The organism is Sedimenticola sp., assembly GCF_050289425.1.
Lineage (GTDB): Bacteria > Pseudomonadota > Gammaproteobacteria > Chromatiales > Chromatiaceae > Sedimenticola.
The window spans coordinates 112,972-138,079 of the sequence record NZ_JBNKFS010000006.1 but is presented as its reverse complement, the minus strand read 5'-3'; the positions used below and the strand labels follow the sequence as shown (position 1 = coordinate 138,079).

The 25,108-nt window shown below is 57.9% G+C and carries 24 protein-coding genes; 15 read left to right on the top strand and 9 right to left on the bottom strand.

Going from position 1 to position 25,108, the window contains the following annotated elements:
- Positions 1 to 21 precede the first annotated feature (21 nt).
- Positions 22 to 1,089 (bottom strand): ABC transporter substrate-binding protein, encoded by a 1,068-nt coding sequence (locus tag ACQY5R_RS06085; RefSeq protein WP_428605823.1) that lies wholly within the window; start codon positions 1,087 to 1,089, stop codon positions 22 to 24.
- Positions 1,090 to 1,183: 94 nt separating this feature from the next.
- Positions 1,184 to 2,320, bottom strand: a complete 1,137-nt coding sequence (locus tag ACQY5R_RS06080) for an ABC transporter ATP-binding protein (protein ID WP_428605821.1) — start codon at positions 2,318 to 2,320, stop codon at positions 1,184 to 1,186.
- A gap of 308 nt (positions 2,321 to 2,628) precedes the next feature.
- On the opposite strand from ACQY5R_RS06080, the gene ACQY5R_RS06075 reads away from it, so the two are divergent.
- From ACQY5R_RS06075 to ACQY5R_RS06065, 3 genes are all read left to right on the top strand, one after another.
- Positions 2,629 to 3,210 (top strand): cupin domain-containing protein, encoded by a 582-nt coding sequence (locus ACQY5R_RS06075; RefSeq protein ID WP_428605819.1) that lies wholly within the window; start codon positions 2,629 to 2,631, stop codon positions 3,208 to 3,210.
- A 299-nt stretch (positions 3,211 to 3,509) separates the two neighbouring features.
- Complete coding sequence (locus ACQY5R_RS06070) at positions 3,510 to 5,129, top strand: ABC-F family ATPase (protein WP_428605816.1); 1,620 nt, start codon at positions 3,510 to 3,512, stop codon at positions 5,127 to 5,129.
- 313 nt (positions 5,130 to 5,442) lie between these two features.
- The gene (locus ACQY5R_RS06065) at positions 5,443 to 5,853 is read left to right on the top strand and encodes a hypothetical protein (RefSeq protein ID WP_428605813.1); all 411 of its coding nucleotides are present in this window, start codon (positions 5,443 to 5,445) and stop codon (positions 5,851 to 5,853) included.
- Positions 5,854 to 5,940: 87 nt separating this feature from the next.
- Here ACQY5R_RS06065 and folE2 read toward each other — a convergent pair whose 3' ends face one another.
- Positions 5,941 to 6,738 carry a GTP cyclohydrolase FolE2 gene (folE2, locus tag ACQY5R_RS06060; protein ID WP_428605811.1) on the bottom strand — a complete coding sequence of 266 codons (798 nt, stop codon included), beginning with the start codon at positions 6,736 to 6,738 and terminating at the stop codon, positions 5,941 to 5,943.
- Positions 6,739 to 7,309: 571 nt separating this feature from the next.
- On the opposite strand from folE2, the gene ACQY5R_RS06055 reads away from it, so the two are divergent.
- From ACQY5R_RS06055 to hybE, 8 genes are read left to right on the top strand one after another with little or no spacing between them, the layout of a single operon-like run.
- Positions 7,310 to 8,389 carry a hydrogenase small subunit gene (locus ACQY5R_RS06055; RefSeq protein WP_428605808.1) on the top strand — a complete coding sequence of 360 codons (1,080 nt, stop codon included), beginning with the start codon at positions 7,310 to 7,312 and terminating at the stop codon, positions 8,387 to 8,389.
- Positions 8,386 to 10,182 carry a nickel-dependent hydrogenase large subunit gene (locus ACQY5R_RS06050; RefSeq protein ID WP_428605805.1) on the top strand — a complete coding sequence of 599 codons (1,797 nt, stop codon included), beginning with the start codon at positions 8,386 to 8,388 and terminating at the stop codon, positions 10,180 to 10,182. Before ACQY5R_RS06055 ends, ACQY5R_RS06050 begins: the two co-directional genes overlap by 4 nt.
- Before the next feature lie 27 nt (positions 10,183 to 10,209).
- Entirely contained in the window at positions 10,210 to 10,893 is a 684-nt protein-coding gene (cybH, locus tag ACQY5R_RS06045) for a Ni/Fe-hydrogenase, b-type cytochrome subunit (RefSeq protein WP_428605803.1), read from the top strand.
- Positions 10,890 to 11,630 carry a HyaD/HybD family hydrogenase maturation endopeptidase gene (locus ACQY5R_RS06040; protein ID WP_428605800.1) on the top strand — a complete coding sequence of 247 codons (741 nt, stop codon included), beginning with the start codon at positions 10,890 to 10,892 and terminating at the stop codon, positions 11,628 to 11,630. The genes cybH and ACQY5R_RS06040 overlap by 4 nt, the downstream gene beginning before the upstream one ends.
- A 3-nt stretch (positions 11,631 to 11,633) precedes the next feature.
- Positions 11,634 to 12,059 (top strand): hypothetical protein, encoded by a 426-nt coding sequence (locus ACQY5R_RS06035; protein ID WP_428605797.1) that lies wholly within the window; start codon positions 11,634 to 11,636, stop codon positions 12,057 to 12,059.
- Positions 12,060 to 12,080: 21 nt separating this feature from the next.
- The gene (locus ACQY5R_RS06030; protein WP_428605794.1) at positions 12,081 to 12,941 is read left to right on the top strand and encodes a hydrogenase expression/formation C-terminal domain-containing protein; all 861 of its coding nucleotides are present in this window, start codon (positions 12,081 to 12,083) and stop codon (positions 12,939 to 12,941) included.
- Positions 12,938 to 13,156 carry a rubredoxin gene (locus tag ACQY5R_RS06025; RefSeq protein WP_428605791.1) on the top strand — a complete coding sequence of 73 codons (219 nt, stop codon included), beginning with the start codon at positions 12,938 to 12,940 and terminating at the stop codon, positions 13,154 to 13,156. The genes ACQY5R_RS06030 and ACQY5R_RS06025 overlap by 4 nt, the downstream gene beginning before the upstream one ends.
- A complete protein-coding gene (hybE, locus tag ACQY5R_RS06020; RefSeq protein WP_428605788.1) occupies positions 13,153 to 13,746 on the top strand; it encodes a [NiFe]-hydrogenase assembly chaperone HybE in 594 nt (197 codons plus the stop codon). Before ACQY5R_RS06025 ends, hybE begins: the two co-directional genes overlap by 4 nt.
- Positions 13,747 to 13,825: 79 nt before the next feature.
- Here hybE and ispA read toward each other — a convergent pair whose 3' ends face one another.
- Together ispA and ACQY5R_RS06010 are read right to left on the bottom strand one after the other, a co-directional pair.
- Positions 13,826 to 14,728 carry a (2E,6E)-farnesyl diphosphate synthase gene (ispA, locus tag ACQY5R_RS06015; protein ID WP_428605786.1) on the bottom strand — a complete coding sequence of 301 codons (903 nt, stop codon included), beginning with the start codon at positions 14,726 to 14,728 and terminating at the stop codon, positions 13,826 to 13,828.
- Positions 14,718 to 14,972 carry an exodeoxyribonuclease VII small subunit gene (locus ACQY5R_RS06010; protein WP_428605784.1) on the bottom strand — a complete coding sequence of 85 codons (255 nt, stop codon included), beginning with the start codon at positions 14,970 to 14,972 and terminating at the stop codon, positions 14,718 to 14,720. Before ACQY5R_RS06010 ends, ispA begins: the two co-directional genes overlap by 11 nt.
- 224 nt (positions 14,973 to 15,196) lie before the next feature.
- Here ACQY5R_RS06010 and parE point away from each other — a divergent pair, with 224 nt between their 5' ends.
- Together parE and ACQY5R_RS06000 are read left to right on the top strand one after the other, a co-directional pair.
- A complete protein-coding gene (gene parE, locus ACQY5R_RS06005; RefSeq protein ID WP_428605782.1) occupies positions 15,197 to 17,086 on the top strand; it encodes a DNA topoisomerase IV subunit B in 1,890 nt (629 codons plus the stop codon).
- Between the two features lie 32 nt (positions 17,087 to 17,118).
- Positions 17,119 to 17,703: a CNP1-like family protein gene (locus ACQY5R_RS06000; RefSeq protein ID WP_428605780.1), complete on the top strand. Its 585-nt coding sequence runs from the start codon at positions 17,119 to 17,121 to the stop codon at positions 17,701 to 17,703.
- Positions 17,704 to 17,708: 5 nt separating this feature from the next.
- Here ACQY5R_RS06000 and ACQY5R_RS05995 read toward each other — a convergent pair whose 3' ends face one another.
- Positions 17,709 to 19,004 carry a hypothetical protein gene (locus tag ACQY5R_RS05995; RefSeq protein WP_428605778.1) on the bottom strand — a complete coding sequence of 432 codons (1,296 nt, stop codon included), beginning with the start codon at positions 19,002 to 19,004 and terminating at the stop codon, positions 17,709 to 17,711.
- A 219-nt stretch (positions 19,005 to 19,223) separates the two neighbouring features.
- On the opposite strand from ACQY5R_RS05995, the gene trhA reads away from it, so the two are divergent.
- Together trhA and parC are read left to right on the top strand one after the other, a co-directional pair.
- The gene (gene trhA / locus ACQY5R_RS05990; protein ID WP_428605777.1) at positions 19,224 to 19,901 is read left to right on the top strand and encodes a PAQR family membrane homeostasis protein TrhA; all 678 of its coding nucleotides are present in this window, start codon (positions 19,224 to 19,226) and stop codon (positions 19,899 to 19,901) included.
- Between the two features lie 232 nt (positions 19,902 to 20,133).
- A complete protein-coding gene (parC, locus tag ACQY5R_RS05985; RefSeq protein WP_428605775.1) occupies positions 20,134 to 22,386 on the top strand; it encodes a DNA topoisomerase IV subunit A in 2,253 nt (750 codons plus the stop codon).
- 170 nt (positions 22,387 to 22,556) lie between these two features.
- On the opposite strand, the gene ACQY5R_RS05980 is transcribed toward parC, so the two are convergent.
- From ACQY5R_RS05980 to ACQY5R_RS05970, 3 genes are read right to left on the bottom strand one after another with little or no spacing between them, the layout of a single operon-like run.
- The gene (locus ACQY5R_RS05980; protein ID WP_428605773.1) at positions 22,557 to 22,949 is read right to left on the bottom strand and encodes a hypothetical protein; all 393 of its coding nucleotides are present in this window, start codon (positions 22,947 to 22,949) and stop codon (positions 22,557 to 22,559) included.
- Positions 22,950 to 22,951: 2 nt separating this feature from the next.
- Positions 22,952 to 23,377: a DNA polymerase III subunit chi gene (locus ACQY5R_RS05975; protein ID WP_428605771.1), complete on the bottom strand. Its 426-nt coding sequence runs from the start codon at positions 23,375 to 23,377 to the stop codon at positions 22,952 to 22,954.
- Positions 23,374 to 24,873 carry a leucyl aminopeptidase gene (locus ACQY5R_RS05970; protein WP_428605769.1) on the bottom strand — a complete coding sequence of 500 codons (1,500 nt, stop codon included), beginning with the start codon at positions 24,871 to 24,873 and terminating at the stop codon, positions 23,374 to 23,376. The genes ACQY5R_RS05975 and ACQY5R_RS05970 overlap by 4 nt, the downstream gene beginning before the upstream one ends.
- Between the last annotated feature and the right edge of the window lie 235 nt (positions 24,874 to 25,108).

Sequence of the window (25,108 nt, the reverse complement as noted above, 5' to 3'; positions counted from 1 at the left end):
GGGTGCACGGACTCATGCCGCTTAGTTGGCTAGCCAGGCGGTAAACCGTTCGTTCAATTCGTCTTCGTAATCGGCCCAGAACTCGGCATTGGCCGCCAGGGCATTGGACAGGTTGACCGGTGCAGTCGGGATGTCATTTTTCATCGACACGTCAACCATGGCCGCCGCGGTCTTGCGTGGTGGTCCATAGGAGATGTATTTGGATTGTCTGGCTAGCTGTTCCGGAGCGGTGGCGAATATCAGAAACGCTTTCGCCTTATCCTTGTTTGGCGCGCCGGTGGGGATCGCCCAATAATCAATGTCCATCACTTGTCCGTCCCAGACAATCACAAAAGGCTTGCTTTCGTTTTTCACGGCATTGTAGATGCGGCCGTTGTACGCTGTGGTCATCACCACTTCGCCATCGGCCAGAAGCTGAGGAGCCTGTGCACCAGACTTCCACCAAACCAGTTGGTTCTTGATCTGATCAAGTTTTTTAAATGCCCGATCCTGTCCCGCTGGTGTGGATAGCACCTTATAAACATCGTCGGCTTTCACGCCGTCAGCCATCAGTGCCATTTCCAGGTTCACCTTGGGTGTGCGTTTCATACCGCGTTTGCCGGGATAGGCCTGCAGATTAAAAAAGTCGGCGATGGAATGGGGCGCCGTTTTTATCTTGGATTTGTCATAGGCAAAAACGGTCGACCAGACGATTGCCCCTACACCGCATTTCTTTAGTGCTGTTGGCATGAAATCCTGCGCGGCGGCGGAGCCATCCGTTCCCGGCTCCAGGTCACCGACGTTAATGGGGTCTATCAAGCCTTCGTCGCAAGCGCGGATGACGTCGGAGGTCTCAAGGTCTACCACATCCCAGGTGACTTTCCCCGACTCTACCTGAGCGCGTAGCTTGCCCAGGCCGCCGTTGTAATCTTCAGAGAGAATCTCTACGCCGGTTTTTTTCATAAAGGGCTCGTGCGATCCCTTTTTCTGCGCATTGGTGTAAGCACCGCCGAAGGATACGACGGTGATTCTTTCTGCCGCCGAGGCGACCGATATGACACAAGTGAGGCCAAGGGCCACCACTGAAGTGAAGCTGATCAGTTTTTGCATTTCCCACTCCTCTCTTTTTTTGGCTATTTATTACTGATAAAGGCATGCCTGCAGATCAGGCATTAGCATTGCCGTTCGGCATCTGTTTATTGATTCATGCGTTAAACGCTCGGCAATCCCGTCCGGCCCACCCGATCCGTAAATCTCTTCCCGTCTCGATGGTCGGGTGCTGCTCCGAATTTGGAATCTTGATGATGAAGCCATCACGCTGGCCAAAACTGACGTTGCAGCGAATGTGGTCACCCAGGTAAGTCACTCCTTCCGCCCGGACTTTAAAGATATTCGGTAACGACCCCTCGGCGGGATCGATGACTACCCGCTCCGGGCGGAGGGATAAGATGGCACGCGACCCGACTCCCGCGATGTTGATAGGCAGCGCCCTGATCTCGCAGTCGCCTTGGTCCAGCGCCACGATGCAGCGGTCGTTTTCCAATGATTTCACCGTTCCAGAAAAACGGTTGTTTTCGCCAATGAAGCTGGCGACAAAGGCATTTTCCGGCTCTTCATAGAGTGCGGAAGGCGAAGCCAACTGCTGCACAATGCCGTCATTGAATACGGCGATGCGGTCGGACATGGTCAGCGCTTCGGATTGGTCATGGGTGACATAGACCATGGTGACGCCAAGGCGCTCATGGATCTGTTTGATTTCGTATTGCATCTGCTCTCGCAGGTTTTTGTCGAGTGCACCGAGCGGTTCGTCCATCAGCACCAGTTCCGGTTCGAATACCAGGGCGCGGGCGAGTGCGACACGCTGTTTTTGTCCCCCTGAAAGCTGTGCCGGCCGGCGGTCCGCCAGCTCACCGAGTTCCACCATGTCCAGCGCGTTGCGCACTTTCTGCTTGATGGTGTTTTTCTCCAGCTTGCGTACCTCCAGCGGGAAGGCGAGATTTTCAGCAACCGTCATATGAGGGAAGAGGGCGTAATTTTGGAATACCATTCCAATGCCCCGCTTTTGTGGCGGCACTTTGTTGATCGGGTGCCCATCCAGAAGGATGTCGCCGTAGGTGGCGGTTTCAAAACCGGCCAGCATCATCAGGCAGGTCGTCTTGCCGGAACCTGAAGGCCCCAGCATGGTGACGAATTCTCCCCGGGCGATGGAGAGATTGAAGTCCTTTACGACGAGCGCTTTGCCGTCATAGCTTTTCTGGACATTACGAAACTCAACGAAAGATGCATTCTGGTTCATGGCTTTGCTGGTCTGGTAGATAGGGTGGGGTATGCGCTTGAACATTTACTGTTGCCTTGCGCTTTATCCCTCATCTCTATCGCTTGAAATTTGCACTCAGGTGAAGCGTTGTTTTAGGTATAGGGCTTGAATTCACCTTGAGCGACCCGTTAAGTATTTCACTACGTCTCTGTCGATAATTACACTACAGCTGTTTAAAATACAAATCAAGCGATTAATAAATCGGTACGATATCGGCAGTAATTATCAATATTTAACGAATAATTAACATTCTTACCCGGTAGGCTTGATATTCCGATCACCCTATAGTCAAATATTCTAAACACTCGGCAGATAATCAAGATGGGCAAATAATGAGTATCGATATAGGTAAGCGATTGAAAGAGATCCGCAAATCGAAAGGGCTTTCGCAACGCCAACTGGCCAGTCGAAGCGGGGTGACCAACGGTTCTATCTCGATGATTGAGATGAACCGGACCAGTCCCTCGGTCGCATCACTGAAAAAGGTGCTGGAGGGCATTCCGATGTCGCTATCGGAATTTTTCAGTGTCGAAGAGCAGGAAGCCGAGCAGTACTTTTTTACAAAAGGCGAACTGAAGGAGCTGAGTCCGGCAATCCTCAGTGCAATCGGCATCAATGGAAATATCGATCAGGTCTCCATCAAGCAGGTGGGGGATGCCTCAAGGCACTCGTTGCAGATCCTTTATGAGTGCTATCCGCCGGGGGCCGATACGGGAAAGGACATGATTACCCACGAAGCCGAAGAGGGGGGGATCATCGTTTCCGGTGAAATTGAGGTGACCGTAGACAACCAAGTCCAGATTTTGAAGGCGGGCGATTCCTATCTATTTGATAGTCGTCTTAAGCACCGCTTCCGAAATATCAGTACCGGGGATTGCATCATAATCAGCGCTTGTACGCCTCCCTCTTTCTGATGAGATGTTGCGCGCTCAGTAATTCAAAACGGCTGAATTTATAATCGAAAACAGATGGGCGTTGTGCGGTAAACGTGTCCGTACACCGATTTGTCTGCCCCTTTTTCTCAAGCGACTTGAACCCGAAGGGGGTTTTCTCTACCATACAGCACCCGTTTCGGGCCTCGGTGTTATCCGGGGCGCTGTCCGCCCCGCCGCCTGTTGGCGACTTATCGGATGTTCCTGATGACAGGGTTATGGCATCACCCACCCCTTTTGTCCCATGGCTGTTGAGCCTATCCAAATGATCGGAATTTGATGTGATTACCACTGCTAATATCACCATGCAATTCGGCGCCAAGCCGCTGTTTGAAAATATCTCGGTTAAGTTCGGTAACGGCAACCGCTATGGTTTGATCGGGGCCAACGGCTGCGGTAAGTCGACCCTGATGAAGATACTCGGTGGCGAACTGGAGCCGTCGGCCGGTAACGTCAAGGTGGATGTGAATGAGCGGGTGGGCAAGCTGCGTCAGGATCAATTCGCCTTCGAGGACTATAGTGTGATCGATACCGTGATCATGGGCTATGCCGAGTTATGGACGGTGAAACAGGAGCGGGATCGTATCTACGCCCTGCCGGAGATGAGCGAAGCGGACGGCATGAAGGTGGCCGAACTGGAGGTGGAGTTTGCCGAGCTGGACGGTTACAGCGCCGAGGCGCGTGCCGGAGAGTTGTTGCTGGGTCTGGAGATTCCGGAATCCCAGCACTTTGGCCTGATGCGCGAAGTGGCGCCGGGCTGGAAGCTGCGCGTGTTGCTGGCGCAGGCGCTGTTTGCCGACCCCGATATCCTGCTGCTGGACGAACCGACCAATAACCTGGATATCAATACCATCCGCTGGCTGGAAGGGGTGCTGAATGAGCGCAACAGCACCATGGTTATCATCTCACATGACCGGCACTTCCTGAACAGCGTCTGTACCCACATGGCCGATCTCGACTACGGTGAACTGCGTATCTATCCGGGCAACTACGACGATTACATGACCGCGTCTACCCAAGTCAGGGAGCGGTTGCTGGCCGACAACGCCAAGAAGAAGGCGCAGATTGCCGAACTGCAGACCTTTGTCAGTCGGTTTAGCGCCAACGCCTCGAAGGCCAAGCAGGCCACCTCCCGGGCACGCCAGATTGACAAGATAAAACTTGACGAGGTGAAACCCTCCAGCCGGGTCAACCCCTATATCCGTTTTGACCAGACCAAGAAGCTCTACCGGCTGGCGCTGGAGGTAGAAGGGTTGAGTAAGGGGTATGGTGAAGCCCCCCTGTTCGACAAACTCGATCTGCAGGTCGAAGTCGGCGAGCGGGTGGCCATTATCGGTGCCAGCGGCATCGGCAAGACCACGCTGCTGCGCACACTGGTCGGCGATTTGCCTTCTGATCGCGGTGAGGTGCGTTGGTCGGAGAATGCCAATATCGGTTATTTCGCCCAGGATCACTCTGCCGATTTTACCCAAGATTCGAACCTGTTCGACTGGATGTCTCAGTGGGGACAGAATGGCGATGATGAACAAGTGATTCGCGGTACCTTGGGGCGCATGCTGTTTTCCCAGCATGACATCAACAAGTCAGTGAAAGTGATTTCCGGTGGCGAACAGGGACGCATGCTGTTCGGTAAGTTGATGCTGCAGCGGCCCAATATCCTGTTGATGGATGAACCGACCAATCACCTGGATATGGAGTCTATCGAGTCGCTCAATCTGGCGTTGGAAAACTATCCCGGCACGCTGTTCTTTGTCAGTCATGATCGTGAATTTATCTCTTCCCTGGCTACCCGCATTGTCGAGATCACCCCGCAGGGCGTGAATGACTTTAAGGGCAGTTATGACGAATACCTGCGTAGCCAGGGAATTGAAGAGGGTAGCAGGCAGCGGGCGGCTAGTTAGTCCTCAAGGCATGGGTGGCGATAACGCCTGTTTATACTACAGGCGGATTGTTTTGTTTTAGCCCGTCCTCTACCCCATGTTACAATACTTGATCAATCAGGGATCAGATATCCCATGCGGACCAGGAACGGCGGTGTTTTTTTTTCCGCCGGGATCCGCGCGCTGTAGCGGCATTATTCCCGTTCTCCTGGCGCATTGACGGCGCGGTCTTTTGTCCGGAACCCGTAAGGAAGGGCCATCAGTTGTTGCCACACGGATTGCCGCATGAGGTGGTCGCTCAATGACCCAATTCATTTAATCTGGAGAGATCAATATGTCATTCAGATGGCTTGCATGGTTACCGGTGTTGCTGAGCGCGAACGCTTTTGCGACAGGCTACCCGGTCGAAATCTTTGAGTATGTCGATAGCACACGGGTTGTCGCCTTTATCAATCCAAGCGATGTGGATGAGACACACTATTGGCACCCCTTTAAGGAGGTGCCGCCGCTGACCATCGAAAAAGTGGCGGCTTCCATCCACCAGTACGTGTCCTCGGATGCCGAGCTGAAAGATGCGACACTGGAAGAGATTGAGCTGAGGAAGCTGCCCCATTTTGAGAAGCAATGGCACTATATGGTGAAGATGAGAACCGAGCACGACCACCAGATCAAGAATCGCTATTTTGTGGTGCTGATGAACGGCAATGTTATTCCGGCGATTCAGGAACCGCAGTCGATTAAGTAGCATGAGTGGTGGCAGTTCTGAAATAGAACGATCCAATTAAAAAGGGCGCCTGTGGCGCCCTTTTGGCTTAATTCACCTTGGCTCAGGTTACTCGGCTTCCTTGTCCCGTTCGATCAGCGCATAAGCGGAATGGTTGTGGATCGATTCGAAGTTCTCCGATTCCACCACGTAGGCGCAGAAGCGTTCATCCTGATCCAGCTTGCCGGCCACATCGCGCACCATATCCTCGACAAACTTGGGATTGTCATAGGCGCGCTCGGTGACATATTTTTCATCCGGCCGTTTCAACAAGCCGTAGAGTTCGCAGGAGGCCTGACTCTCCACCAGGTCGATAATCTCCTCAACCCAGACGAAACCGCAGGTTCTCACCTGTACCGTGACGTGGGAGCGCTGATTGTGCGCGCCCCGCTCGGAAATCTTCTTGGAGCAGGGGCAGAGGCTGGTGACTGGGACCTGCACCTTGATATAAGTGGTTGGCTTGCCGTTATGCACCTCGCCGATGAAGGTGACGTCGTAGTCCAGCAGGCTCTGCACGCCGGAGACCGGCGCGGTTTTGTTGATGAAGTAGGGGAAGTTCATCTCGATGTGGCCGGATTCCGCTTCCAGTTTTTCCGCCATCTCCTGCAGCATCACCTTAAAGTTGTCGATGCTGATCTCCTTTTCGTGTGAGTTGAGAATCTCCACGAAACGGGACATGTGGGTGCCCTTGAAGTTGTGCGGCAGGTTCACATACATGTTGAAGTTGGCAATAGTGTGCTGCTCGCCGTCGCTACGGTCTTTGACCCGCACCGGATGGCGGATGTCTTTGATCCCCACCTTGTTGATGGCGATCTGCCGGGTATCGACGCTGCTCTGTACGTCAGCAATCTCAGTGGTGGTCGTCACTGTCTCTATTCCTCGCTACAACGGTGCGCACACGATCCGGCCTACGCATCCAACAATAATGCCCTTGCTTGCAATCTACCCTGTTTGACGGCGGGCGAACACCGGCGGTTTGCCGGGTTTTCCTTACTTCAGGGCGCGATGGCCGCCAGGGGACCGGGAATTATGATGGCTGTCCTGCCTCTGTGCAACATCAGTATTGATTGATGTATCGTTCCGGTTAAATAAAGGCAAGTTAAAACAACTGTTTAGCGTTGATTAGTAGTGGAGGGGTAGTCGCTGGGGGGATAAAGATAGTCGCTGGTGGGGTTTCGTACCCCGTTGCATCGATCCAGCCCGGTTTCCCAGTTAATACCTTGGTAATTACGTGGAATCACTCCTGCCAATTTTTCGATCAAACCTAAAACGTTACTAACCACTTGTCGTCATTGAAAAAATGTACGGTGCCTCGCAAGAAACTGATAAATATCAAAAAAAATGGATTGGCACAGCCGTTGCACTCCCGGCCTCCAGGATGTGGCAGGAAATCCCATAAAGCCGCACCACCCCACCAACGCACTGGAGGAGTCGGGTAATGAGCGAGACCTTTTACGAAGTGATGCGGCGACAGGGGATCACCCGCCGCAGTTTTCTGAAATATTGCAGTTTGACGGCTTCGGCCCTGGGACTGGGACCGGCCTTTGCGCCGACCATCGCCGAGGCGATGGAGACCAAACCGCGCATTCCGGTACTCTGGCTGCACGGCCTGGAGTGTACCTGCTGTTCCGAATCGTTCATCCGTTCGGCCCATCCGCTGGCCAAGGATGTGGTGTTATCGATGATCTCACTGGATTACGACGACACCATCATGGCCGCCGCTGGACACGAGGCGGAGGCGATCATCGAGGAGATCATCGACAAGTACGACGGCAATTACATTCTGGCGGTAGAGGGTAACCCCCCGCTGGATGAGGACGGCATGTACTGCATTATTGGCGGCAAGCCGTTCGTCGAGCAGCTGCGCAAGGCCGCCGAGCACTGTAAGGCGATCATCTCCTGGGGCTCTTGCGCCTCCTGGGGCTGCGTGCAGGCGGCGCGTCCCAATCCCACCCGGGCCACGCCGGTACACAAGGTGCCGGGGCTGGCCGCCAAGCCGATCATCAAGGTACCGGGCTGCCCGCCCATCGCCGAGGTGATGACCGCGGTGATCACTTACATCCTCACCTTCGATCGCTTCCCGCAGTTGGATCGCCAGGGGCGTCCGCTGATGTTCTACAGCCAGCGCATCCACGATAAGTGCTACCGGCGTCCCCATTTCGATGCCGGTCAGTTTGTCGAGCATTGGGATGACGAAGCGGCGCGCAAGGGTTACTGCCTCTACAAGATGGGTTGCAAGGGCCCCACCACCTACAACGCCTGTTCCACGGTGCGTTGGAACGGCGGTCTGTCGTTCCCGATCCAGGCTGGCCACGGCTGTATCGGCTGTTCCGAAGATGGCTTCTGGGACAAGGGCAGTTTCTATGACCGGGTCACCGATACCCACCAGTTCGGTATCGAGGCCAATGCCGACAAGGTCGGTATCGCCGCCGCCGGCACCGTGGGCGCCGCGGCCGCGGCCCATCTGGCGGTCACCGCTATCAAACAGGCTCAGCATAAAGGGGATCAGGATCAATGAGCACGAAACAGACACCCAATGGTTTTTCCCTGGACGACTCCGGCAAGCGCGTGGTGGTGGATCCGGTCACCCGGATTGAGGGGCATATGCGTTGCGAAGTCAACGTGGATGAGAACAACGTGATCCGTAATGCCGTCTCCACCGGCACGATGTGGCGCGGCCTGGAAGTGATTCTGAAGGGGCGCGACCCGCGCGACGCCTGGGCCTTCACCCAGCGTATCTGCGGCGTCTGCACCGGCACCCATGCGCTTACCTCTGTGCGGGCGGTGGAGGATGCGCTGGCGATCCAGATCCCGGAGAACGCCAACTCGATCCGCAATATCATGCAGTTGGCCCTGCAGGCGCACGATCACCTGGTGCACTTTTATCATCTGCACGCCCTGGACTGGGTCAACCCGGTGAACGCTCTGAAGGCCGATCCCAAGGCGACCTCCGAGCTGCAGCAGAAGATCTCGCCGCACCACGCACTCTCCTCGCCGGGCTATTTCCGGGATATCCAAAACCGGCTGAAGAAGTTTGTCGAGTCGGGCCAGCTGGGACCGTTCAAAAACGGTTACTGGACCAACCCCGCCTACCTGCTGCCGCCGGAGGTGGATCTGATTGCCGTGACCCACTACCTGGAGGCGCTCGATTTCCAGAAAGAGATCGTCAAGATCCGCACCATCCTGGGCGGCAAGGATCCGCACCCCAACTGGCTGGTGGGCGGCGTGCCCTGTGCCATCAATCTGGACGGTGTGGGGGCGGTGGGCGCCCTCAATATGTCCAGCCTGAATCAGATCTCCTCGATCATCGATCAGGTACGGACGTTCGTGAATAACGTCTACGTACCGGACCTGTTGGCGATTGCCAGTTTCTATAAGGGCTGGACTTACGGTGGCGGTCTCTCCGGCATGAATGTGCTGGCCTATGGCGATATCCCGGATCGTGCCAACGATTACACGGCGGATAACTTGATGATGCCACACGGCGCCATCATCAACGGCAACCTAAAAGAGGTGCACGAGGTGGATCTGCGCAATCCGGACGAAATCCAGGAGTTCGTGCCCCACTCCTGGTACAAGTACCCGGAAGGCGTCAAGGGGCTGCACCCCTGGGACGGGGTGACTGAGGCTAATTTCCAGCTGGGCGCCAACACCCAGGGTAGCAAGACCGATATCCGCCAGATCGATGAAACGGCCAAGTACTCTTGGATCAAAGCGCCGCGCTGGCGCGGACACGCCATGGAGGTGGGCCCCCTGGCACGCTACATCGTCGGTTATGCCAAGGGCGACAAGGAGATCACCGAACAGATCAACTTTACCCTGAAGACCCTGGACCTGCCGGTGTCGGCGCTCTTCTCCACCCTCGGCCGCACCGCGGCACGCGGTCTGGAGGCGCAGTGGGCGGCGGACAAGATGCGCTACTTCATGGACAAGATGCTGGCGAATATCAAGGCGGGTGACAGCAGCACCGCCAACGTGGAACGTTGGGATCCGGAGACCTGGCCGGCGGAAGTGAAAGGAGTGGGATTCTCCGAGGCACCGCGCGGCGCCCTGGGCCACTGGATCCGTATCAAGGATACCCGTATTGCCAACTATCAGTGCGTGGTGCCCACCACCTGGAACGGTTCGCCGCGCGACAGCCAAGGCAACATCGGCGCCTTCGAAGCCTCGCTGATGAACACCAAGGTGGAGCGACCGGAGGAGCCGGTGGAGATTCTGCGCACCCTGCACAGTTTTGATCCCTGTCTCGCCTGTTCCACCCACGTGATGAGCGAGGACGGCCAGGATCTGGCCGAGGTCAAGGTGCGTTAACCCCACATGTTCTCAAAGGAGAATGTTATGCAGACAGAAATCAACTCGGGGGCGGTCTACGTGTACGAGGCCCCGGTCCGGATCTGGCACTGGGTCAACGCCCTCTCCATCACCCTGCTGGCGGTCACCGGTTACCTGGTGGCGAATCCCCTGCCGAGTATGTCGGGGGAGGCGAGTGATCATTTCCTGATGGGCTATATCCGTTTTGTCCACTTCGCCTCCGCCTACATTTTCGCGGTCGGATTCCTGGGCCGGATCTACTGGTCGCTGGTGGGGAACCGGCACGCCCGTCAACTGTTCACCTTGCCGATCCACCGGCTGCAATTCTGGAAGGAGCTGCTGCATGAGGTGCGCTGGTACGCCTTTCTGGAGAAGGAGCCGAAGAAGTACGTCGGACACAATCCGCTGGCCCACCTGTTCATGGTGGCGATTATCACAGTAGGGGGACTGCTCATGTTGTTGACCGGTTTTGCCCTGTATGCGGAGCAGACCGGAAAAGGGAGTTGGCAGGACAGCCTGTTCGGCTGGCTCATCCCGCTGGTGGGACAGAGTCAGGATGTACGGTTGTGGCACCACTGGGGCATGTGGGTGATCGTGGTGTTCGTCATGCTGCACGTCTACGTGGCGATCCGGGAGGATATCGTCTCCCGCCAGAGCCTGATCAGCACCATGATCAGCGGCTGGCGCACCTTCAAGGATGACCGGCCATGAGTGGGGCGATGGTAAATCGGCCGCCACGGGTCCTGGTGTTGGGCATCGGCAACCTGCTGTGGGCCGATGAAGGGTTTGGTGTACGCGCGGCGGAGGCCTTCCAGCAGCGCTATCACACGCCCGACTACGTACGGGTCATGGATGGCGGCACTCAGGGGGTCTATCTGGTGCAGGAGGTGCGCGAGGCCGATCTGTTGCTGGTGTTCGATGCCATCGACTACGGTCTGCCGCCCGGCACCCTGAAGCTGATCGAGGGCGACGCCGTGCCCAAGTACCTCGGCGTGAAAAAGGTGAGCCTGCATCAGACCGGTTTTCAGGAGGTGCTGGCCCTGGCGGAGATGCTCGGCGATTACCCGCAGCAATTGCTGCTGATCGGTGTGCAGCCGGAAGAGATCGAGGACTTCGGCGGCAGCCTGCGACCGGTGGTGAAGGCGCAGCTCGAACCCGCCTTGCAGCAGGCGGTGACCTATTTGCGCGGTCAGGGCATACCGGTGCAAGCGCGTTCCCGGCCCCTGGATATCGATCCGTACGCCGCCGCCATCGGCGATATGCGGCGCTACGAAAATGAGCGGCCGGGACCCGAGCAGGCGTGCCGGTTGGGGGATGGACGGGTGGTCTGGTCCGGTGACTACCGGGTGGCTTATCGGCCGGCCGACCTGGAGGGGCGCTCACTGCGGGTCGGGCTGGATCAGCATCTGGACAGCTATCGTCAAAGTGCGGGAAAGCAACAGGAGTAAGTCATGCCGTCACCATTAATCAGACAGATGATACAGCAGCAAGGTTATCCGGAACTGGATGAAGCTACGCTGGTCCCGTTTCTGGCGGAACAGAAGCATTCGGTGCTGTTCTTTACCGGCGATCCCAAACAGTACCCGGAGAGTAATGATGTGGCGGTGATCCTGCCGGAGCTGGCGGCCCGGTTTACCGATCGCTTCCGGGTCGCGGTGGTGACCCGGGAGGCGGAACTGGCGCTGCAAAAACGCTTCCCTTTCAGCAGCTGGCCGGCACTCGTGTTTGTGCGCGGTGAGCAGTATCTGGGGGCGATTACCCGGGTGCAGAATTGGAGCGATTACCTCGTTGAGATCGACCGGATGTTGGGTGCCGAGGCGTTGCATCGGCGTGATCTGGGTATTCCGGTCATCACCGCCGCGGCCAGCCAAGCTTAGGTTCATTTTAGGAGAGTGGTCATGGGTTATTACGAATTACCGGTCGGCGCGGTTGGTGTGGGGACTCAACCGCCGGAAGCGGACGGTGCCGAACTGAACTACCAGGCGATGCCGGAGGGGATGTCGACCTTCGCCATGCCGGAGATACCGGAGCCGGATGTGGTGGCGGAGTTGTTGGAGGCGAGACGCCTGCTGGACGAGGTGCAGAGTGCGCTGAGTGATTATCGGGCCGGTGATCCCCCGTCGCTATTCGAGCTGGGCCAACTGGACCGGGACAATCTGGCGCTGGTGGATCAGTTGTTGGGAGAGGGGGAAGTGAGCATTGTGATCACCGGCCAATCCCAGACGCGGATCCAGGAGTCGGTGCTGGCCGGATTGTGGCGGGTCCGTTATCTGGATCGGGAAGGGGCCCTGTTGCGTGACACCTTGGAGGTGGCGGATATCCCTGGGTTGGTGCGGCAAGCCACCTTTGCCGCGGCGGTCGAGCATCTGCTCCTGCCGGATGCCCCCCTGCCGGAGGGGGTGCTGAATGCCCCGCCCCTGGTAGCGGAGCTGGATGAGAAATCGCTTGCCTACCGCCCCGGCGTCGAGCCCCATGTGATCAATCTGACCCTGCTGCCCCAGACTGAACAGGACCTGGCCTTTCTCGATCGATTGTTGGGTGCCGGTTCGGTCACCATCCTCTCCCGCGGTTACGGAAACTGCCGTATCACCAGTACCCAGACGCGCTACGTCTGGTGGGTGCAATACTTCAACTCCCAGGATGCCAACATCCTCAACACCCTGGAGGTGACCGATGTGCCGGCCGTGGCCTGCGCCGCGCCGGAAGATATCGTCGATAGCGCTCAAAGACTACATGAGATTATGGAGATCTATCGATGAGTGAAGCCTTTTTTGCCGGCTCCTACGGTGGCTGCGCGGAGAAGCTCAACGACACGTCGCGGCTGGAGTGCAAGATCTGCTGGTATCTGTATGACCCGGCAGAGGGTGACCCCTACTGGCAAATTCCGCCGGGAACGCCTTTCTCCAGGCTGCCGGATGACTGGAGCTGTCCCAACTGTGACGGCCGCAAGGATGATTTTATGGTGATGCCATGAGCCGCACAAAGCGACCGGTCGAGGTGCTCCGCCTGGAGGGACTGTATCGCCATATTGAGCAGACCCGAATGGACGGGGTACCGATCCTCAACCCCGCCCTGCGGGTCCAGGCGGTCGGCTTCCAGCCCTGGAACAGCTACCAATTGGGCGTGCTGATCACCCCCTGGTTCATGAACCTGGTGCTGTTGGGCGAGGGCGAAGCCGACGGCCTGGCCGAACGGCGCCCGGGGGAGAAGATTCATCACGTCCTTCCCTCCGGGGTGTACGAATTCATCGTCGCCCAGGAGCCCGCGCTGGGTCTTCATCAGGGTCGCTACCAAGCCTGTTCTCTGTTCTCACCCATGCAGTCGTTCGACTCCCAGGAGCTGGCGGTGGCGACGGCCGGGGAGATCATGCGCGGTCTTATGCTGGCGGAGAACCGTTCCGAAGTCTCCACCCGCAGTCGGGAGATCGCCGAGGCGTGGGCGGGTAGTGAAGAACCGGTGGCGGATGTGGCGGCAGAGGCATCTGCGAATGGAGGGGGACCGACCCTGTCCGAGCGTCTGGAGACGCCTCTGACCCGGCGTGAACTGCTCACCGGGTTGTCGTAGGGACGATCCCGCATGACTGTTCGGCAGGCTGTTTCTCGTTCCCACGCTCCGCGTGGGAATGCATACGATATAGGCCGGCTCAGGCGTCGCGGTTGACGATGTAATCCGCCAACCAGCGCAGCGGGTCGGCGCGCTCATCCAGTTCCACCAAGCTGTCGAGGGCGTCCTGGCGCAGGCTCTGGGCCAGCTCCTTGGCGCCCTTGAGGCCGATCAGCGATGGGTAGGTGGGTTTGCCGTTGGCCTGGTCCTTGCCTTGGGTCTTGCCGAGGGTTTCGGTGTCGCCTTCCACATCGAGAATATCGTCCTGTACCTGGAAGGCGAGGCCGATGCAGTTGGCGTAGTGTTCCAGTTGCCGTACCTGATCCGTATCGGCTGTGGTGGCGGCCAGACAACCCAATTTGACACTGGCGTGGATCAGCGCACCGGTCTTGTGGATATGCATATTCTCCAGTTGGGCCAGGTCAAGTTGTTGACCTACCGCCGCCAGGTCGAGCGCTTGTCCACCGGCCATGCCGCGGGAGCCACTGGCATTGGCCAGGGTTTCGATCATCTCCAGGCGTATCGGTGCGGCAAACGGGTAGGGCTCATTCTTGCAGAGTACCTTGAAAGCGAGGGTCTGAAGGGCGTCGCCGGCCAGGATCGCGGTTGCTTCGTCGAACGCCTTGTGACAGGTGGGGCGTCCACGTCGCAGGTCGTCATCGTCCATTGCCGGCAAGTCGTCGTGGATCAGGGAGTAGGCGTGGATAAGCTCTACCGCGCAGGCGGGCCCGTCCAGTTGTTCCGGCTCCACGCCCAATGCGGCGCCGGCGGCGTAGACCAGCATGGGGCGGATGCGTTTCCCGCCGTTCAAGGTGGCGTAACGCATCGCTTGATGTAGTCGGTGCGGTTGTATGCTGTCAGCAGGGAGTTGTTGGTCCAGGGCAGTATCGACCCGTTGCTGGCACTGTGCCAGGTACTGTTTCAGGGCGGATTCAGTTGTCACGATCAAAAGGTTCCGGCTCGGCGTCGAGACGCTGGTCAGTGAGAATCTGGATCTTCTGTTCCGCCTCTTTCAGCGCCTGTTGGCAGGTGCGGGTAAGGGCGACGCCTCGCTCAAAGGATTTCAGCGACTCTTCCAGCGAGAGGTCACCCTGTTCCAGGGTCTCCACCAGGGATTCCAGTTCACTCAATGCCTGTTCGAACGAAGGCTCTGCGGATGCGTTGGCGGGGGGGGCTTTTTTAGGCACGTTGCAGCTCGTTGTTGGTTTCAATAGCGTAAACCATAACCAGAGGAGGGGAGGCGGTCAATCGGTGTCGGCGCGCAAGACGGCCGATGGAAGGGTGATCGACTCATCTCCGTTAACGGCTGTGTCCAGCTTGCTGTCTACCTCTTGCTCACCCCTCGCATAGCGTCGTGGGGGCGTGTAAACTCTGGGCCCATCGTGTGTCAATCAGTCAGGTTTTGTTATTCATGAGCAGCAGTTCTTACGATGCTTCCGCCATTGAGGTGCTGAGCGGTCTGGAGCCGGTGCGTAAGCGCCCCGGCATGTATACCGATACCAGTCGTCCCAACCACCTGGCCCAGGAGGTGATCGACAACAGTGTGGACGAGGCGGTCGCCGGTCATGCCACTACCATTGAGGTCACCCTGTTCAAGGACGGCTCGTTGGAAGTGAAGGACGATGGCCGTGGCATGCCGGTGGATATCCATCCGCAGCAAGGGTTGCCCGGGGTGGAGGTGATCCTGACCAAGCTGCATGCCGGCGGTAAGTTCTCCAATAAAAATTATCAGTTTTCCGGTGGTCTGCACGGAGTCGGTGTCTCGGTGGTGAATGCCCTCTCCAAGCATCTGGAGATCTGGGTCAAACGCGATGGGGTCGAGTACAACATGGCCTTCGCCGGTGGCAACAAGGCATCCGAGCTGGAAGAGGTGGGGCGGGTCGGCAAGAACAATACCGGGACCCGGTTGCGTTTCTGGCCGGATACCAAGTATTTCGATTCGGGTAAGTTTTCAGTACGTCAGTTGCTGCATGTGCTGCGCGCCAAGGCGGTGCTCTGTCCCGGGCTAAAGGTGCTGTTCCTGGATGAGAACAGTGGCGATAACTACGAATGGTATTACGAGGATGGCCTGCAGGATTATCTGCTGGATGCGCTGCAGGGGTTGGAGTTACTGCCCGAGCCGCCTTTTGTCGGGACCATGTCGGGCAATACCGAGACGGCTGACTGGGCGGTGGTCTGGTTGCCGGAAGGCGGCGAGGCGGTCACCGAGAGTTACGTCAATCTGATCCCCACCGCCCAGGGCGGCACCCACGTAAATGGACTGCGTTCAGGGCTTACCGATGCGGTGCGGGAGTTTTGCGAATTTCGCAATCTGTTGCCGCGCGGCGTCAAGCTGGCGCCGGAAGATGTCTGGAATCGCTGCTGCTACATCCTCTCAGTGAAGCTGGCCGATCCCCAGTTCTCCGGCCAGACCAAGGAACGCCTCTCCTCCCGGGAGTGTGCCGCCTTCGTGTCGGGCGTGGTGAAGGACGCTTTCAGCCTATGGCTGAATCAACATACCGATGCCGGTGAGCGTATCGCCGACATGGCGATCAATGCCGCCCAATCGCGACTGCGGGCGGGACGCAAGGTGTTGCGCAAAAAGGTGACCCAGGGACCGGCATTGCCGGGTAAACTGGCCGATTGCAGCAGCGTGGATACTACCCGTAGCGAGCTGTTCCTGGTGGAGGGTGACTCTGCCGGCGGCTCCGCCAAGCAGGCCCGGGACAGGGAATTCCAGGCGATCATGCCGTTGCGCGGCAAGATCCTCAATACCTGGGAAGTGGACTCTGCCGAGGTGTTGGCTTCCCAGGAGGTGCATGATATCTCGGTGGCCATCGGAGTGGAGCCGGGATCGGATGATCTCAGCAAGCTGCGATTCGGCAAGGTCTGTATCCTGGCCGATGCCGACTCGGATGGCGCCCATATCGCCACCCTGCTCTGTGCCCTGTTCCTGCGCCACTTCCGCAAGCTGGTGCAGGAGGGCCATGTGTATATAGCGATGCCGCCGCTCTATCGCATCGATGTGGGTAAGCATATTTTCTACGCCTTGGACGATTCTGAACGCCAGGGGGTACTGGATCGGATCGCCGCCGAGAAACTGACCGGCAAAGTGAGTGTCCAACGCTTCAAGGGTTTGGGTGAGATGAACCCGTTGCAGTTGCGTGAGACCACGATCGATCCGGATACCCGGCGTCTCGTGCAACTGACCATTGATGCGGGGGACGATACCAATGGCATGATGGATATGTTGCTAGCTAAGAAACGGGCCTCGGACCGGAAGCAGTGGTTACAGGAGAAAGGTGATCTGGCAGAGGTGTGAGCGCGGCCGGATTACTTGAATAGGACAGGGTTATGGCGATGAATCGATGGGTGGTACTGTTGGTAATGGTGTCATGGGGTGTGCTAACGCTCGCTCAGGCGGGGGATGGCGGCAATCCCTATACAGCCGGCAGCATTTATGACCCGCATGAGTCGGTCAATCCCAATGTGGAAGAGTATGAATGGCAGGAGCAGAATGTTGAGATTCCGGCCTTTCCGGAGGATGAAAACCTGATCGAATTCCAGGTGACCCGTCCCAATGCCGCCTTTAGCTATTTTATTGATGCCAACTCCGTCAGTTATACCGAAGCGGATGGGGTCGTACGTTATACCGTGGTGATCAAATCCCGTACCGGCGCCAAAAATGTCGCCTTTGAGGGGATGCGCTGTACTGCCCGGGAGTTCAAAACCTATGCGTTTGGTAATGGCAAGGGCAAATTTGTCAGACCGCGCAAGGCCGGGTGGAAATCTATTGCCGACAACGGTTACACTCGTTACCGTAAGGATCTGCACGAATTTTATTTCTGCAATAGCCGCATCCTGGATCCCAGTTCTGAAAAGATCATCAGCGAGCTCAAGTACGGTAGACCCAGCGCGCGCGAACCCGGATTCCGTTAACGCCGTCAGCTCCTTGTGTAGAGCAACATCGCCAGGCTGGCGACACCCAGCATCACCAGGGAAAAAACGGCATTCATGCGTAACAGAGTGAACGCATTGACTTGATAGCGCCCCTGGATAGCGAGGTGCAGGCCGGAAAAGGGAGTGGTGCTGACACCGATTGCCCAACTCATCAGAAAGGTAATACCGAGTAGATTGGGATCGACACCGAGCGGTGACAGGATGCCACCGGCGGTGGCAATGCTGATCACCGGATGGATACCGATTACCGATGCCAACACCATGATCAGGAGCAGCAGGCTCGCCTCGCCCGCTCCGAAACGGGGTACATCCAGTGCCAGTTGGCTCGTTTCAATGGCGCTGGCGATCCCGGTGGATAGTACCCCGGCGGCTACAAACAGCAGCAACTCCCCCGACATGCGCGGCAGTCCTACACGGATGTGCTGACGATAGGCGCTTAATCCTTCGCGACCGTGTCGAAGCAGCAGTATCAGCAGTGATATCGTTAGCGACAGGGTGCTGATTAGGGTGAGCATCGGGATTGCCGGCCAAGCGTAATGCAGCCCCATCAACATCAGCGCCAACAGGCCTGGAATCCATAGCGCGCTGAACTGCATGGGATACCCGTAAAACCGCTCGGCGCGGCCGTTCCGGGTCAATTCCCAGCCTGTTAGCAACAGTCCGAACAGGGCCACCGGAAAGCCCACCGCCGAGAGGGTGGTCAATTGTGCTCCCGGCGCATTGGAGAGGGCGATACCCATGGCGGCAAAAAACGGCGACCAGCAGGCCGCCAAGGCAAATCCGCGCGAGAGGAGACAGGCTTGTTGCTGGCTCAAGGGACGGTTGGCCGACAAACGATCGCCAATAATGACAATCGAGGACATATTGATCACCGAGCCGAGAAAGTGGACCCCAAACAGGCTACGCCAGAGTGGTTTGCTACCCTGGGGCAGGGCTTCGTTGCAGATAGCCGGTTGGGTAATCAATCGCAGGAAACTGACCGACGCCAGCATCGCCAGCATCGCCTGATTGGTACTGAGGGCCTTTTCGATTGGGACAGGCAATCCGGATGCAATGTTCCAGGCCAGTCCCCCACCGCCTATCGTGAGCATGGCGATGACTTGAATGCGCTGCAGGGTGTTGATGGTCGGGGCCAACAGCAGTGCCGCCAGCCAACCTAATCCCCCCGCCAGATAGGCGGGAAACCCGCCATCCATCCCATGTGCAATGGACAACAGGGCCATCAAGAGCAAGATGCCGCCCGCGGCCTGGTCCGCGGCCCATGCATAGACTCTGTTCAAACGGTCGGGCTCCTGCCTGTGAGGGTGATTGCGTAGTATGGATTGAAACTATTATTTCGCCTGCGTCTCTAAACAACAACCTTGTGATCGGGGTGTCTTTATATGGGGTTGGGGTCTAGCGTAAAAAGGCCGCTGATGACGACGAGCCGGTAGCGCCAACCTTGACAGCCAGAATCGCTCGGACCATTCTAAGTTAAACGTTTGTTTGAGGAGGGTGTGATGAGCACGGAATCGTTGGTGTCGGAATATAGCCTGGGCGAAGAGATCGCCCATGCCGTGACTCATGGCATCGGTGCCGCGCTGAGTATTGCCGGGCTGGCGGTACTGGTCGCCTTCTCCACCCTCTATGGGAATGTTTGGCACATCACCAGTGTCAGTATTTATGGCGCCACGCTCATCCTCTGCTATACGGCGTCGACGCTGTATCACAGTATTCCCCATCCCAAGGCGAAGCGGATTCTGCGCCAGATCGATCATGCAACCATCTTTTTGCTCATTGCCGGTACCTACACACCGTTCGCCCTGGTCAGTATGCGGGAGAGTTGGGGTTGGTGGCTGTTCGGTACCGTATGGGGAATCGCGGTCGTCGGCATGATCTTCGAGCTGTTTACCGAGCAGCGCTATAAAAAAGTGTCGCTGATGCTGTATCTCGGTATGGGCTGGCTGGCACTGGCGGCGATCAAGCCGATGCTGGATACGGTGGGTGTCGGTGGCCTGATCCTGCTGGTGATCGGCGGTCTTTTCTATTCGCTGGGCGTAATTTTCTACGCCTGGGAACGGTTGGCCTACAATCACGCGGTTTGGCATCTGTTTGTCCTGGCCGGCAGCGCTTTCCACTTTTTTGCCGTACTGCTTTATGTGATCCCGGACGCCAGTTGGCCCGGCATTTCCCACTGACCGTTTCCTGGCCGTTTCAGGAAAAAGCCAAGTCAGGTCGGGTGGGCACGTTTTTTGTGCCCACGCGAATTTGGTCAAATGGGATGCCAGCGTGGGCACATACGACGTGCTCACTCTACGGTTGCTCCTGACTCGCCAGCGGGTTATGCACTCTTCCTGTGACAAGTGCCGGCGCTTTTCGTATGATCCCCCCTCCACGTGTGATCTCCAGAAAACCATTTGACAGGGTGATATGAGTAGCGGAATCGACCAGAGTATCGAAGGCATCGAGCGCATGCCGTTGAAGGTGTTTACCGAGAAGGCGTACCTGGATTACTCCATGTACGTGATTCTCGACCGGGCGCTGCCGTTTATCGGCGATGGCCTGAAGCCGGTGCAGCGGCGTATCGTCTACGCCATGTCGGAGCTCGGGCTGTCGGCCGGCTCCAAACACAAGAAGTCGGCACGTACCGTGGGCGATGTACTGGGTAAGTTTCATCCGCACGGCGATTCCGCCTGTTACGAGGCGATGGTATTGATGGCCCAGCCCTTCTCCTACCGCTACACCCTGGTAGACGGGCAAGGAAACTGGGGTTCCGCCGATGATCCGAAATCCTTCGCCGCCATGCGCTATACCGAGGCGCGCCTCACGCCTTATGCCCAGGTGCTGCTCTCCGAGCTGGGCAAGGGTACAGTCGACTGGGTACCTAACTTCGACGGTACCCTGAAAGAGCCCTCCATGTTGCCGGCACGTCTGCCCAATCTGCTGCTCAACGGTACCACCGGTATTGCCGTGGGTATGGCCACCGACGTACCGCCGCACAACCTGCGTGAAGTGGCCAGTGCCTGTATCCGACTGCTGGAGAGTCCAAGAAGCACCCTGGAAGAGCTGTGCGAACATATCCAGGGGCCGGATTATCCCACCGAAGCGGAGATCATCACCCCGCAAGATGAATTGCTGAAGGTGTATGAGACCGGCGGCGGCAGTATCCGCATGCGCGCCCGCTATATCCGTGAGCAGGGCGATGTGGTGATCACGGCACTACCGCACCAGGTGTCCGGAGCCAAGGTGCTGGAGCAGATCGCGCAACAGATGCAGGCCAAGAAGTTGCCCATGGTGGAAGATCTGAGGGATGAGTCGGATCACGAGAATCCCACCCGCCTGGTGATCGTACCGCGCTCCAATCGGGTCGATGTGGAGCGGCTGATGTCGCATCTGTTTGCCACCACCGACCTGGAACGCACCTACCGGGTCAACATGAATGTCATTGGCCTCGATGGCAAACCGCAGGTGAAAAACCTGTTGGATCTGCTCAAAGAGTGGTTGGAATTTCGCTACGAAACGGTACGGCGTCGCCTGGAATACCGTCTGGGCAAGGTGCGCGATCGGTTGCACCTGCTGGATGGCTTGCTGATTGCGTTCCTGAACCTGGATGAGGTGATCCGCATCATCCGTAGTGAGGATGAACCCAAGCCGGTATTGATGCAGCGCTTCGACCTGACCGAACTGCAGGCCGACTACATCCTGGATACCAAGTTGCGCCAGCTGGCGCGGCTGGAAGAGATGAAGATCCGCGCCGAGCAGGATGAACTGGCCAAGGAGCAGGAGTGGCTGGAAAAGACCCTCGGCTCCCGTCAGCGCATGACCACCCTGATCCGTAAGGAGATTCAGGAAGATGCCGAGAAATATGGCGACGAGCGGCGTTCCCCCATCGTTGCACGCCAAGCCGCCGAAGCCCTGGCCGAGACCGACCTGACCCCCAGTGAGCCGGTGACGGTGGTCCTTTCCGAGAAGGGCTGGGCGCGGGCCGCCAAGGGTCATGACATCGATCCGGCGACGCTCAGTTATAAGGCCGGTGACAGCTATCTTGATTCGGCCCATCTGCGCAGTAACCAGGCGGCGGTGTTTATCGATTCCACCGGACGCAGCTATTCGGTGCCGGCTCATACCCTACCGTCGGCACGCAGCCAGGGGGAGCCGCTGACCGGACGCTTGTCACCGGTCAGTGGTGCCATGTTCAGGGTGGTCTTGGGGGGCGATCCGGAACAGTGGTATCTGGTCGCTTCCGATGCCGGTTATGGCTTCCTGGTGCAACTCAAGGAGCTGTATGCCAAGAACAAGGCGGGCAAGGCGCTACTGACTCTGCCAAAAGGAGCCAAGGTACTGCATCCGGTTCAAGTGATCGATCGTGACGCCGACCAGGTGGTGGCGATTACCAACGAAGGGCGCATGCTCTGTTTCCCGGTTTCCGAACTGCCGGCCCTGAGCCGGGGCAAAGGCAACAAGATCATCGGCATACCCGCCAAGCGGGTGGAAGATCGCATCGAATTCGTGGTGGCCGTGGCTTGCGTACCCGAGGGGGGGCGTCTGACCGCCCACTCCGGTAAACGGTTTATTACTTTGAAGCTGAGCGATCTGGAACACTATCAGGGCGAGCGGGGACGCCGGGGCAGCAAGTTGCCGCGTGGTTTTCAGAAGGTGGACCGGGTTGAGGTGGAACAGTAGGGGGCGTCGTCTGTTCCCGTTCCAAGTGGCACATGGGGCGCCCTGCGGACGCCGTCAGCGGGTACGCCCTGGTATGGTCAGGCTTAAAAGGGGTCCAGTAGGGGCAACCCCCTGTGGTTGCCCTGATGGTGGCGACACTGCCTGAGAAGGGCAGGCACGGGGGCCTGCCCCTACTTGGGGTAGCTGTCGTGTTCCTTATGGATCGACTGAAGCAGACGCTCATCCAGCGCCCGTGTCAGCTCTTCCCTCAGAGACTGCTGCAGATCCTCCCGAAACCGTTCGGCCAGGGTCGCGGCTGTTTGCTCAATGACTCCCAGCAGCTCGTTACGAAGCGCTTCGCGCACTGCCTCCATATTCACCGCGTCGGGGTCAATGGACTGCCCGGAGGCGCTAGCGAGCAAAGGCAGGTCGGCCTGGTCCGGGTTGCCGTCGTCAGACGCTGACAGTTCATCCGGTTCCACCACCTCATTGAGGATCGGAATGCCCTGGAGATCAACGGCGAGCGTCGCTTCCGACTCGGCGGTCGGTTGCTGTTCAGGAGGGTTGTTCCAGTCGTTTTGCATCGTCACAGGTTGTGGGTGTTAAGGGTGTAACCGCGGTCACGGTAGGTGCGGTAGCGCTGGCGTCCCGCTTCGCGGACCAGCGGATCTTGGTCGATCAGCTCGGCCACCCGGGAGAAGCGGCTGAAGAAGGGCGGCACTTCGGACGCCAGGTTGATTAGTACGTCATGCTCGTCACCGGCCTGTTGGTTATGCCCGATCAACACCGGTGTGAGCTGGTTGTCGCTGTCACTCACCAGGCCGTGGGGAATGAAGCTGTCTTCCCGGTGGGTCCAGAGCAGTTTGTCCAGGTGCCGCGATTCCGCATCCGAGTTGGTATGCAGATAGATCCGATGTCCCTGCTGCCACGCCTTGTCGACAATCCGGCAGGCGAGCTGGAAGCGGTCGCCGGCCGTCTTGTCTCCCAGGATATAGAAATCGACCTGGGTCATTTTGCCCGGCCCGCCCGTTTCAACAGGAATTGTGAGAGCAGTGATACCGGACGGCCGGTCGCCCCTTTCTGCTCGCCGCTCTTCCAGGCCGTGCCGGCAATATCCAGGTGTGCCCATTTGTACTTTTTCGCATAGCGGGAGAGGAAGCAGGCGGCGGTGATAGTGCCCGCTCCCTTACCGCCGATGTTGGCCATGTCAGCAAAATTACTCTTCAGCTGTTCCTGATACTCGTCCCATAGCGGCAGTTGCCAGGCGCGGTCCGTCGCCCGGTTGCCCGCCTCCAGCAGCTCGGCGGCCAACTGGTCGTCGTTGCTCAGCAAGCCGGACGCCTGGGAGCCCAGGGCGACGATGCAGGCGCCGGTAAGGGTGGCGACATCTACCACCGCAGCCGGGTTGAAGCGTTCTGCGTAGGTGAGGGCGTCACACAGAATGAGTCGGCCTTCGGCATCGGTGTTGAGGATCTCGATGGTCTGGCCCGACATACTGGTAACGATATCCCCCGGTTTGTTGGCCGCACCGTCCGGCAGGTTTTCCGATGAAGGGACGATGACCACCAGATTGATCGGCAGTTCCATCCGCACACAAGCGGCCATGGCGCCGATAACGCTGGCGCCGCCGCACATGTCGTATTTCATCTCGTCCATGGCGGCAGCCGGTTTCAGCGAGATACCGCCGGCATCGAAGGTGAGTCCCTTGCCGACCAGTACCACCGGTTTGGTTTTCGGCTTGCCGCCTTTGTACTCCATGACGATCAGCTTGGCCGGCTCGCGGCTGCCACGGGAAACGGAGAGCAGCGATCCCATGCCGAGGGTTTCCATCTGCTTCTCTTCCAGTACGGAAACCTTCAGTTTGGTTGACTGCCTGCCGAGTTGCCGGGCCTGATCCGCCAGATAACTGGGGGTGCAGCGGTTGCCCGGGAGATTGGCCATGTTTTTGGCTAGGGCGATGCCACCGGCAATCGCTTCGCCTTCGTCGACGGCACGCTGAACGGCCTGGCTCTTTTTCAGCTCACCGATAAACAGGTTGAGTTTTTTCAGCGGGCGTTTGGGTGGCTTTGCTTCGCTCTTGCACTGATCAAACCGATACACTTGATCTTCGGCGGTGATGACCGATTCCCGTAATCGCTGTGCCAGGTCAGTGTCGCGGATTTCCAATGTACAGAGGGTGTTGGTCGCTTCGATGACACTGCTCTCATTGAGAAGTTTGACGGCGCCGGACCAGGCGGTTAGGAGCGACTTGAGGGTCAGCTCCTTTTCCGCACCAAGGCCTACCAGAAGGATGCGATCGGCCTGGACGCCGGGTACGTTGTACAACATCAGGGATTGACCGGTTTCGCCGTCCATATCACCTTTTTTCAGGATGGCGCTGAGATGGCCGGCGCTGGCCTTATCGATCTGCACTGCCGATCCCGCCAGTTGGCGCCGGGTAAAGACGCCCAGCACCAGACACGCGGTGCGTTGTGTGGATGGATCGCCTGATTTCACGTGGTATTCCATAGCGTTTCCCTGAATGGTTATGGTTTATCTGTCGAAAAGCCCGTTATGGCGTATCGGTAACCGGTTCGGTGCCGGTTTGCCCGCAGCCCGGTCAGGATGTACTATCCCTCGCGGTTTCTACTGATTTGCTGGCGATGATTTTGTGTGGATCATCGCCTACTTCTGTCCGGTTTGGCCATTGGGGTAGTAGTCTACAAGAATTGTGGCCGTTTACCACCGATGCAGGTTTGGGGCT